8 protein-coding genes are annotated in these 12,173 nt (G+C 47.8%); 5 read left to right on the top strand and 3 right to left on the bottom strand.

The features are described 5' to 3' along the window. Together AC1XTG_RS14505 and proC are read right to left on the bottom strand one after the other, a co-directional pair. Window positions 1-912, bottom strand: coding sequence for a 2-oxoadipate dioxygenase/decarboxylase family protein (locus AC1XTG_RS14505; protein ID WP_484842469.1), 912 nt, complete (start codon window positions 910-912; stop codon window positions 1-3). Window positions 913-951: 39 nt separating this feature from the next. After that, a complete protein-coding gene (gene proC / locus AC1XTG_RS14510; RefSeq protein WP_056291064.1) occupies window positions 952-1,755 on the bottom strand; it encodes a pyrroline-5-carboxylate reductase in 804 nt (267 codons plus the stop codon). A 313-nt stretch (window positions 1,756-2,068) separates the two neighbouring features. Between proC and AC1XTG_RS14515 the strand changes: the two genes are divergently transcribed. From AC1XTG_RS14515 to AC1XTG_RS14535, 5 genes are all read left to right on the top strand, one after another. Further along, window positions 2,069-5,536, top strand: a complete 3,468-nt coding sequence (locus AC1XTG_RS14515; protein ID WP_484842470.1) for a transglutaminase family protein — start codon at window positions 2,069-2,071, stop codon at window positions 5,534-5,536. 44 nt (window positions 5,537-5,580) lie between these two features. After that, entirely contained in the window at window positions 5,581-8,121 is a 2,541-nt protein-coding gene (locus AC1XTG_RS14520) for a circularly permuted type 2 ATP-grasp protein (protein WP_484842471.1), read from the top strand. Beyond that, window positions 8,111-8,986, top strand: coding sequence for a transglutaminase family protein (locus AC1XTG_RS14525; protein ID WP_484842472.1), 876 nt, complete (start codon window positions 8,111-8,113; stop codon window positions 8,984-8,986). The genes AC1XTG_RS14520 and AC1XTG_RS14525 overlap by 11 nt, the downstream gene beginning before the upstream one ends. Window positions 8,987-9,191: 205 nt before the next feature. Then, complete coding sequence (locus AC1XTG_RS14530) at window positions 9,192-10,172, top strand: pyruvate dehydrogenase complex E1 component subunit beta (RefSeq protein WP_056291074.1); 981 nt, start codon at window positions 9,192-9,194, stop codon at window positions 10,170-10,172. A 190-nt stretch (window positions 10,173-10,362) separates the two neighbouring features. After that, complete coding sequence (locus AC1XTG_RS14535; RefSeq protein ID WP_056291076.1) at window positions 10,363-10,749, top strand: TraR/DksA family transcriptional regulator; 387 nt, start codon at window positions 10,363-10,365, stop codon at window positions 10,747-10,749. Window positions 10,750-10,919: 170 nt separating this feature from the next. On the opposite strand, the gene AC1XTG_RS14540 is transcribed toward AC1XTG_RS14535, so the two are convergent. Next, on the bottom strand, window positions 10,920-12,140 hold the full coding sequence (locus AC1XTG_RS14540) for a metallophosphoesterase family protein (protein ID WP_484842473.1): 1,221 nt from the start codon (window positions 12,138-12,140) through the stop codon (window positions 10,920-10,922). Between the last annotated feature and the right edge of the window lie 33 nt (window positions 12,141-12,173).

The following is a 12,173-nucleotide window of genomic DNA, read 5'->3' on the forward strand; positions in this document are numbered from 1 at the left end:
TTACTTCCCAGTCTGCGTAGTATAAGTACTTTCAAAGATCTTGTCTGCATTACCTGCTTCGAAACCGTCCCTGCGGTGTTTTCTTTGAATTTGTTCAGCGGGGATATCTTTAAATGCCGGCAATACTTTCCGCTCAGCAAATTCGACGTAGGAACCTGAAATCCGCAGCTTTTCGCCATTCGCAAATTCCGCGTCGATCATTTCCGCTACTGTCGAGCTTTGCAGCAAACCGCCGTCAGGACTTTCTTTTACCTTTCCACCCGACGTATTGAGTTTAATCCCGTTCTTTTCTAAAAACACATTGAAATCAGCAACTGTATTATAACCTTCTGGCAGGTTATGTACGCTGATCGTGAAGTGATTGAGGTAATATCTGTTGTAAATCACCCAGGCTGCATATTCACTTTCTTTCAGTAAAGTCTGATAGTCCGCTACAGTCGGCGTGCGCCAGAGCGGCTTGTGGAGAAATGCATCTACCTCCAAACCATTATCCAGATCCAGCGAATCGGCAGGGTCGCTTGTTACTTCGTCGGTATAGCTGCGGATAATGCGTTGCGCCTCTTCCGAAAGATCACCTACACGCAGCTCGCTGACAAAAATGCGCGGGTCTGTCTCGCGTGGCGGACTGTACCACCAGGCATCAAGCTTTTTCCCTTCAAAAAAATAATGGTCGCGCTTTTCATAACCATAATGCAGGAAGATCTTTTCAAAAGACTGCACGCCGAGCTGGGGTACACCCATGGTCCGGAATGCAATGTGGTCGTTTTCAATCTCGCCGGCATTTTTAACAATACCTGTGTTCACCATCGCATTCAGGATAGTGCCCACATCGGGAACACGCTCTTTGTACCTCCGCATCAGCCCGTCCAGGACAATGTCCAGTGTGGCCAGCTTGTCTGATTTTGCTTCCATTATAGTTGATTGAATGTGTGTAAAAATTTAAAAAGCAGTTTAGCCTTTCGATAGTTCGGTTGACCGTACCTGCGCCGCAATAATGCCCTTTTTCAAAGTATCGTCCAGTTCGCCGCCTTCAAACTCCCGCAATGCCGCCTCTGTCGTGCCACCTTTTGAAGCTACTGCTTTGATCAGGTCGTCGAGCGATTTGTCGGCGGTGTTGATCAGGTGATAAGAGCCGAGCATGGTTTGTTTTACCAGCAATGCAGCTACTGACTCTTCAAAACCCATTTCCTTACCCGCCTCGATCATCGCTTTGACCACATAAAAGAAATAAGCTGGCCCACTGCCGCTTAATGCAGTTACCGCATTGAGCTGTTCTTCATTTTCCAGGAAAACCGATCTGCCTGTCGCATTGATCAGGTTTTCGACTCTTCTTAACTGCTGTATATCTACTTCCGGCGAAGCTGCGTAGGCGGTAATGCCCATTCCCAGCATCGCAGGTGTATTCGGCATCGCACGGATCACCGCTTTGTGTTGTAATGTATTTTGAATGCTCTGGATCGTAATACCGGCCATAATCGACAATACAACCTGATTTGGCTTCACTACTTCCTGCAAGCTCTGGCCCACCGACGCAAAATCCTGCGGCTTTACAGAGAGTATAATCAGATCATATTCTCCGATTTGCGGCCCGATCACGCCTGTAATCACGCCGGGCTGAAAACTGGTCAGGCTCTCCATCCTGTCTACGCTTTTCTCTACCAGTAAAAAGTCTTCTTTTTTAACAAGGTCAAATTTGAGAAAGGCACGTGCAAACGCCATTCCCATGTTGCCGCAGCCGATAATCGCGATTTTCATTTGAAATTAATGACAGATAAATGGTTAGGATCAAGGCGAATTACGCAACTTTTGGAGGAATTATCAGCCTGGCCCGGCTATTTAGGGCTTATTTGTTTTGGAATGAATTAAGCCGTCTGCACGTTCCTAACATTGTCTCCTGTGATGGCCGCAAAGGCATACCCGATTCCCCTCCATTTAATATGAAAAATAAAATTTTGCACTTATTATTTAATGCAGGTATATATTTTGAAAAACAACTATAAACCGCTTTTTTAGGATCAGGTATAATCCTGAATACCAAATTACTTTGATTTATTGTAATACTCCAACTATGGCTATAAAAGTTGCAATTTCGCACAAGACCAAATATCAGTTTGACCGGAGTGTTTCACTTTCCCCGCATATTTTCAGGCTGCGCCCAGCCCCGCATTCCCGCACACCTATTGAAGGTTATTCGTTAAAAATTACCCCTGAAAACCATTTCATCAACTGGCAGCAGGATCCATTTGGAAACTACCAGGCGAGGGTTGTTTTTCCTGAAAAAACGACTGAACTCAGCATTGACGTGGAAGTGATTGCCAAAATGCAGGTAATCAATCCTTTCGACTTCTTCGTAGAGGAATATGCAGAAATGTTTCCCTTCCAATACGATCCTACGCTCAAAATGGAGCTTGGCCCGTACCTCGAACCGAGAGAATCGGGGCCGATGCTGATGGATTTTGTTGAAAAATCGAAGGTTCACAGGGATATCAAGACAGTCGATTTTCTGGTGCATTTGAACCAGGAACTTTATAAGGCGATCCATTATAATATTCGCATGGAAGCCGGGGTGCAAACCTGCGAGAGTACGCTGAACATCAAAAGCGGCTCCTGCCGGGATTCTGCCTGGCTGCTCGTGCAGGTATTGCGGCATTTGGGTATAGCGGCGCGCTTTGTGTCCGGCTACCTTGTGCAGCTTACTTCCGATATCAAGTCGCTTGACGGACCTTCTGGCCCGGAGGCAGATTTTACCGATTTGCATGCCTGGACAGAAGCTTATGTTCCGGGTGCAGGATGGATCGGGCTGGATCCTACTTCGGGTCTGTTTGCCAGTGAGGGGCACATTCCGCTTTGCTGCACACCTGACTACGCAAGTGCGGCGCCGGTGTCCGGCGCAACTGACATTGCGCAGGTTACCTTTGAGTTCGACAACAAAGTTTACAGGATTCACGAAGACCCGCGCGTTACCAAGCCCTACACCGAAGAGCAATGGGCCTCAGTTATGCAGGTAGGGTACGATGTGGAAAAGGATTTGCAGGAAAATGATGTCCGCCTCACGATGGGTGGTGAGCCTACATTCATTTCAATAGACGATTTTGAATCACCTGAATGGAACACGGCGGCCGACGGTCCCATGAAGCGCCAGCTGGCTTACGATCTTTCACTCAGATTAAAAAAACGATTTGCTCACGGCGGGCTGCTGCATTTTGGCCAGGGTAAGTGGTACCCGGGCGAGCAGTTTCCGCGCTGGCAATATGCATTGTACTGGAGAAACGACGGCGTGCCGATGTGGCGCAACGATGAGCTGGTAGCCAAAGAAAACGGGACGAAATTTACTTTCCGGGAAGCCGAGGCTTTTACGACCGAGCTTTCGAAATACCTCGGCATTGATACCAACAATATCACACCTGCTTACGAAGACCCGATTTACTGGGCAATGGAGGAAGGCAAGCTGCCGGTCAATGTGGATCCTTTGAAGGTTAATCTCAAAGATTCTATTGAAAGAAGAACGCTCGCGAAAGTGCTGGAAAGAGGCCTGAACAATCCTGCCGGATTTGTATTGCCGGTTAAATGGGATGAAAAACGAGATCACTGGACGAGTTCCGTGTGGCAGTTCAGGAGGAACAATTGCTTTCTGATCCCCGGGAACTCTGCAATGGGTTACAGACTCCCGTTGAAAGCGTTGCCGGAAGTTGCGAAGGAAAAACGGGAGCAGCCCGTCGAACGCAGCCCTTTTGAAGATCTGCCTGCATTGCCTGATTATAAATATGCTGTGCAAAACCGCTACGGTTCGGTCGCGCCCGCTTACGAGTTGCCTGTGAATAAGGAGGAAAGCCCTTCGACCGCCCGGCGGCCCGGTGCGCTCAGGGTGACAAAACCTGGGGAAGGGCCCTTCGATAATGCTCAGGGTGACAAAGAAGATACAGGAGTTTTGTTTGATGTTCCTGTTGTGACGACTGCGATTTGTGTGGAGGAGCGTGATGGGATTATCTATGTTTTTTTACCTCCTACTGACTATCTCGAACATTACCTGGACCTGATCGCCTCTATCGAAGCGACTGCGGAAAAACTGAAAATGCCTGTTCGCATTGAGGGTTATCCTACGCCTTCCGATTACCGGGTGCAAAAGCTGATCGTTACCCCCGACCCGGGAGTGATTGAAGTGAATATACATCCGGCGAAAAACTGGCAGGAGCTGGTTGATAATATCAGTGCATTGTATGAGGAGGCATTCTTTTCAAGATTAGGTACTGATAAGTTCATGGTCGATGGTCGCCACACCGGAACTGGCGGCGGTAACCACGTTACGATCGGCGGCGCGAAGCCGGCCGACAGCCCGATCCTGCGCCGGCCCGATTTGCTCCGCAGCTTACTTACCTACTGGCAGCATCACCCTGCATTGAGTTACCTTTTTGCAGGTCCGTTCATCGGTCCCACCAGCCAGGCGCCGCGCATTGACGAAGGCAGAGATGAAAGATTGTATGAAGTTGAAATTGCATTTGATCAAATTCCGGAAGACAAAGAAGTGCCTTTCTGGATGGTCGACAGGATTTTCAGGAACCTGCTGGTGGATATAACGGGCAATACGCACCGATCGGAGTTTTGTATGGACAAGCTTTATTCCCCTGACTCGTCAACGGGAAGATTGGGGATCCTCGAATTTCGTGCATTCGACATGCCGCCTCACAAACATATGAACCTGGTTCAAACGCTGCTGATCCGCGCATTGATCGCCAAATTCTGGAAAAATCCGTATAAACATAAGCTGATCCGCTGGGGTACTGAGCTGCACGACCGCTTCCTGCTGCCGCATTTTGCCTATCTCGATATGGTAGATGTGGTGAATGACCTGAAAGAAGCCGGATATAACTTTGATATTTCGTGGTTTGATCCATTTTTCGAGTTCCGCTTTCCGCATTACGGTGGTATTACGGTAGACAATATCCAGCTCGATCTCCGGCTGGGCATTGAACCCTGGCACGTGCTCGGGGAAGAATTGTCCAATTCCGGCACTGCGCGTTTCGTCGATTCTTCACTGGAACGATTGCAGGTAAAAGTGAGCGGATTTGTGGAAGGAAGGCATATTCTGGTATGTAACGGCTGTCGCGTGCCGCTGCGTAGCTCGGGTATCAAGGGAGAATATGTATCCGGGATCCGGTACAAAGCCTGGAACCCGCCGTCGGCATTACACCCCACGATCGGGGCCGATGCGCCGCTCGTTTTTGATATTGTGGATACCTGGAATAACCGTATATTGGGCGGATGTACCTACTTCGTTTCGCATCCTGGCGGACGTGCTTTTGACACACATCCTGTAAATGCATTTGAGGCAGAATCGCGTAAGATCAGCTTGTTTCAAGGTTTTGGACACACGCCTTCTTCGCGGCAGGAAGTGCAGATCATGGAAAAATCGTCGGGTACGGTTTCGCGTTTCATTGCAGAAACCAAGAAAGAAATGAAGGCGGATACACCTATTGAATTAATTAATCCGGAGTATCCCAATACACTGGATTTACGTAAATACTGGAAATCGAAATAGTTTCCGCTGTATATCCCTGACATTTTATGCTTACCGAGGCTTCCGTGAATCTTTTACAATCCTATAAAAGTGGCCTGAGCTCTTACGATGAGGTGCTCGATTTGCGCGGGAATGTCAAGCCACATTGGAATGCATTGTTCGCGACGCTCGAAAAGCTGGGTCTGGAAGAACTGAAAAGCCGCAATCAGGAAATCATCGGCAAGCTGCGTGAGAATGGGGTTACCTACAACGTTTACGGTTCCCCCGACGGAATGAACCGCCCCTGGCAGCTTGATCCCATTCCGTTTTTGATCGAACAAAAAGAATGGAATCACATTGCCAGGGGTTTGCAGCAGCGGGCTGTTCTGCTAGACCTGATGCTGAAAGACCTTTACGGTCCCAGAAACCTGGTGAAAGACGGGATCATTCCTGCCGAGCTCGTCTTCGATAATACCGGCTTTTTTCGCCCTTGCATTGATATCAAAGTCCCAGGCGCCAACCAGCTCACATTGTATGCCGCAGATATGGCACGCGGCCCTGATGGACAAATGTGGATTGTCGATAACCGCACCCAGGCTCCATCAGGTTCGGGTTATACCCTCGAAAACCGGGTTGTAATGAGCAAGCTGCTGCCCGAGCTGGCCGATGGAATGTATGTAAGCAAGCTGGCGCCTTATTTTAATAATCTTCAAAACACTGTTCTGCGCCTTGCCGATAAAAGCAAGGATGCTCCCAATATCGTTTATCTGACACCCGGGCCAAGTAACGAAGCTTATTTTGAGCACGCCTATCTGGCTTCTTACCTGGGTTATACGCTCGCTCAAGGCGACGACCTGCTGGTTCGTAACGGCTGTGTGTGGCTGAAATCCATTGACGGTTTACAAAAAGTGGATGTGATCCTGCGCCGTATTGACGATGACTGGTGCGATCCCCTCGAACTGCGTGAAGATTCGCGGCTCGGTGTTCCCGGATTGTTGCAGGCGATCAGAATGGGAAATGTGCAGGTAGTCAATGCACCTGGTTCGAGTGTTTTGGAAAACCATGCATTTCTTGCATTTATCGAAAATATCAGTCAATACTTTTTGAGTGAGAAACTGATCATGCCCTCCGTCGCGACTTGGTGGTGCGGGCATACCAAAGAGCTCAACTACGTACTAGACCACCTGGACGAGCTGATCATCAAAAAGGCCAACCGCAAAACAAAATTCCGGTCCATTTATGGCCGGTTACTGAGCTACCAGCAAAAGGAGGAGGTAAAGCGGATGATCTCGCAAAGTCCGCACGAATTTATAGCGCAGCAGGAAGTCAGCCTATCTACCACACCTTCATTGGTCGACGGCAATATTGAGCCTCGATACGCAGCATTGCGCGCATTTATGGTGGCCGACGAAAACGGGTATCACGTAATGCAGGGCGGCCTGACGCGCAGCTCGCCTGTGAAAGACAGGTTTGTGATATCCAATCAATACGGCGGCTTGTCGAAGGATACCTGGATTGTTTCGGACAAAACAGAGGATACTCAGGATAAGATCAGTTTGCCGAGCCCTGCGGCAGTTAACAAGCACGTTTCGCTGCCTAGCCGCAGCGCCGAGAATTTGTTCTGGGTAGGGAGGTATTGTGAGCGCGCAATGGCGGTGATCAAGTTTATGAACATTACCATCAACGTACTTAATCTCGACCGCAACTTTGGCGGGTCTGCCAAGCAGGAGCATATCAAGGTCTTACTGCAATCGGTAACGCATTTGTCAGCGACTTACCCCGGCTTCCTGGATGAAGAAACGGACCATTTTCAGGATCCATATATTGAAATTATTGATCTGATTTCCAATACAAACCGCCCAGGCTCAATCGCCTCCAACATTGGCGCGTTTCTGAATGCGGTGGGCGCGGTCCGGAACCAGTGGGACCTGGAAATCTGGCGGATCGTGGACCTGATTGATAATGGATTCCATGAGATCAGGAATGCGTCGAGCATGAACAGCAACAATATCCAGAAAACGCTCGACGGGCTTTTCAACAACATGTTCACTTTCCTGGGCGTAATTGCGGAAAGTATGCCGCGCGACAATAGTTTTCTTTTATTAGAAACGGGTAAGCTGATCGAGCGGATTTTGTCAAGAATCAGTGTGATACAGTCTAATTTCGGTGTTCGAAACTCTCAGGCCGTTGAAAATGAGTTGATCGAAGCTACCCTGATCAACCACCATTCGCTGGTAAACTACCGGCAGATCTATAAATCGCATTTGAGTGCAGAGGCAATGCTGGATATGGTTTTGTTGGAAAAAACATTGCCTTATTCGCTGGTATATATGCTCGACGAGCTGAAAAAAAACCTGGCCCAACTGCCGGTTACCACACGTGGCGACAGGCTGAATGAAGCAGAAAGGTCCGTTTTGAAGGCGGCCACGCTGGTAAAGCTCGCAAATGTGGCGGATTTGTGTAAAAGCAATGCGGTTCTGGAACGGACAGAATTGTTCAACCTGCTCTCGGAAGCTGCCAAATTGATCAGCTCTGTATCTACCAGCCTCACCAACATGTATTTCAGTCACGCGATCATGCATCATTCTTTCTTTGAACCGGCCGATTACAACACCGATGAAATATAAGCTGGTACATAAAACGAAGTACAAGTACGCGCAGGCAGTGAATAACTACCACAGTCTGCTTTGCCTCACCCCGCGGAACCTGCCGAATCAATCGTGCAGCAATTTCAGCATTCAGATCAGTCCGGAGCCTTCACAGATTGTAGAGCGCACGGATTTTTACGGAAATAAAACGCATTACTTCTCGCTGCATGCGCCGCATAAAGAGCTGACGGTACTTACAACAAGCATTGTGGAAAGGTCGGAGGCGAATACAGGTACGCTGTTTATGCCTTCTGACATTACCTGTTCGGCGGCCCGGCATCGGCTGGTCAGTGACCGGTCTTTGAAGATCGCATTGCTTGAATACATGCTGCCAAGTCCATTGGTGAAATGGGACGAGGAGATCGTCGCATTTGGCCGGGATTGTTTTGTAGACGGCGTTCCGCTTTATGAATGCGTCCGGAATCTTTGCCGTAAAATTTACACGGAGTTCGACTTTGTACCTGATTTCACGACAGTCCACACGCCGATTAAGGAGGTACTGGCTGCAAGAAAAGGCGTTTGTCAGGACTTTTCGCATTTGGCGATAGCCTGTATCCGAAGCTTCGGCTTTGCCACGAGATATGTTAGCGGGTACCTCGAAACCCTCCCGCCTCCCGGCAGGCCCAAGTTGCAGGGTTCTGATGCATCGCATGCCTGGATATCGGTATTTATACCCGATTTTGGCTGGTGTGATTTTGATCCCACGAACAATGTAGTAGCCGGTGAGCGGCATATTGTGACGGCTTGGGGACGTGATTACAGCGATGTGCCGCCATTGAAAGGGATCATTTTCAGCTACGGCAAACATACGCTTACCGTGGAAGTGGACGTAATTCCTGTTTAATGCACAGCCTGCTTCAAATAAGGGCGTGATATTTGCCTGAATGGTTTTTAAACATTTGAGAATTGGCCTTGTTTCTCTAATTTTACCAGACGTTTTGAAAACTAGTTTATCAAACCTCTTTTAATGTAACCGGGCAAAGTAGTTGATTGAATTAGCTGGATTTTGCGAAGGTTTCTTCTAAGATTAAATAATTATATAATTACGAATGAAAGAATTAGCATTCAGAGATGCCATTCGCGACGCAATGTCGGAAGAGATGCGCCTTGACAAAAGTGTCTTTTTGATGGGGGAAGAGGTTGCAGAATATAACGGAGCTTACAAAGCCAGTCAGGGAATGCTGGACGAATTCGGGCCGGAACGCGTGATCGATACACCGATTGCTGAGCTTGGTTTCGCAGGTATCGCGGTAGGAGCAGCCGGTAACGGACTTCGCCCGATCGTTGAATTCATGACTTTCAACTTTTCGCTGGTTGCAATTGATCAGATCATCAACAGTGCGGCTAAAATTCTTTCGATGTCTGCCGGTCAGTATGGTTGCCCCATCGTATTTCGCGGACCAACCGGAAATGCAGGCCAGCTGGGTGCGCAGCACTCTCAGAACTTTGAGAACTGGTATGCCAACACGCCGGGCTTGAAAGTAGTTGTTCCTTCCAATGGTTACGACGCAAAAGGACTTTTAAAATCATCCATTCGTGACAATAACCCGGTGATCTTCATGGAATCCGAGGTTATGTACGGAGATAAAATGCAGATCCCTGACGAGGAATATCTGATCCCGCTTGGCAAAGCTGATGTGAAGCGCCAGGGAAAAGATGTTACCATTGTTTCGTTTGGTAAAATGATCCCGAGAGTGGTAATGCCGGCGATCCTGCAACTTGAAAAAGAAGGGATCGATGTGGAATTAGTGGATTTAAGGACTGTTCGTCCGATCGACTATGCTACTGTCGTTGAATCTGTTAAGAAAACAAACCGTTGCGTGATTGTGGAGGAAGCCTGGCCGCTGGGCTCTATTGCCACAGAGGTAACTTACCACATTCAGCGTCACGCATTTGATTATATGGATTCACCTGTAATCCGCGTAACAAACCGGGATGTACCTCTTCCATACGCACCGACCCTGATCGAAGAAATATTACCAAGCACGAAGCGGGTAGTAGATGCCGTGAAGTCGGTTATGTACAAGTAAAAATGCATTGTTATACAGCAAAGCCATTTCCTGAACAGGTTGTGGCTTTGTTGGTTATAACCCTCATATCAGTGTTAGTAAGTTTCTTGTAGGAAAGCGGTTGCGGATTTTAAATGTGCATAAATAGCTGGAATACTCGTATTTTTGTATTTGAAAACGCTCCTTCATATAGATAACATAATTCATTAAGATCATGCAAGAAGAACGCACAAGATATTCAGAGGAAGAATTAAAGGAGTTTGAAGAGCTTATTCGTGGAAAATTGGATGCTACTATGAGCGAGCTCAATTACATTAAAGGAGGATTGAGTAAAAAGAATGACAGTGGAACTGATATAACTGCGGGTTCGGCGAAGTTGGTGGAAGATGGAGCAGATGCAAGTGAGCGTGAGAACCTGAGCCAGTTGGCAGCCCGTCTTCAGAAATATTCTGTTCAGCTCGAAAATGCATTGATCCGCATTAAAAACGGTACCTACGGAATTTGCATTGACACAGGCAAATTGATTCCGAAAGAGCGCCTTCGCATTGTACCGCACACGCAGCAGACTATCGAAGCGAAGTTGAGGAGAGCGAGTTAAGATATAAAGAGCGTTAAACATAAAAACAGGCTATTTCCAAAGGAGTAGCCTGTTTTTTGTTTTTTTTCGCTGTTTTTATTTTTTGTCATGCTGTTTTTCTTTTTGTCATGCTGAGCGGAGTCGAAGCATAAAGCACAATGCTTCGACTCCGCTCAGCATGACAAACCCCCTTAGTCCTCCTCCGATCCCAACACCTCCCGAAAAACTTCCAGCAAACCTTCCGAAGGCTCCTGGCCTTTGTTTTTGCTTTTGAAATACTCCGCAAACAGCTTTTCCATACTGAGTGAAAGATCGATTTCAGAAGTACTGTCAGCCAGTTCGGCTTTTTTGATTTGAGGAATAATCTGAATGATACCCGGGTGTGCTTCCATTAACCGCTTTTTATCAGAAGCTTCCAGGTAATTATCAGAAATGATAGTGAGCTCCATTAGATCCTCCGGGTATTCAGCAAGCCACACAAGCGCCTCATCAATACTGTGAAAGCTCTTTCTTCGCAGCTTTTTTCCCTTCGTTAGCTCAACAGGTTGGTAGCTGACCAGTTTTCCGGCTGCGGCTTCAATCAAAACCACATACTTTGTCTGATTGGCTTCTGAAAAGCTGTAAGCCAGCGGACTGCTCGAATACACCGCCGGTGCAGGCTTTTTATCAACAACCTGGAACCGATGCAAATGTCCGAGTGCAATGTAATGCGCCTTATCGGGGAAATTTTCAGTGTAAATGGCCTGCGCGCCGCCAATATGTAAAATCGGCCGTTCTTCTTCCGGCTCCTCGGGTACCGGGTCGCCTTTTTTCATGACAAACAAATGTGTTGCCAAAAGGTTAAATCCGTTTTCATCCAGATATTCATCTGCCAGCATCTGCCAATGTTCCTGCAAATGCAGCCGGAGCAATTCTTCTGAATCTTCCACGCCCAGAAAGGTTTTCAGGCGCTGTTCATTGGCGTAAGGCGTATGTAAAATTCGTAGCGGGAAATTGCAGTTTGGTAAGTTTATTTCGATAAATCCCCTTGCAGTGCGGATTACGTCGACTTTCCCCTGGGTGCAGAATGGTTTTACCTCCGTGTTTGGAAATCCGACAAACAAGATGCCGCATACCTTTGCGAGTGCGTCGGGTACCTGAATGCGTTCGGGGGAATCGTGGTTGCCGGCTATTGCGATCACCGCGCGTGCTCCGTTAGAGGAAAGTCGGTGTAAGGTGCTGTATAGTAACTCCGTCGCTTCGGAGGAAGGATTGAAATTGTCAAAAAGATCACCGGCGATCACTACCGCATCAACCTGCTCGCGCTCCGCTATTTCACAGATTTCTTCCAGTACCAGCCTTTGTTCATCAAGCCGCGAATACAGATCAAGCTTTTTGCCGATATGCCAGTCGGCCGTGTGCAGTATTTTCATTTGTGTGATTAATTTAGCGAAAATAACATTTCA

This window comes from Dyadobacter sp. HNCC25DJ183, from assembly GCF_056895175.1.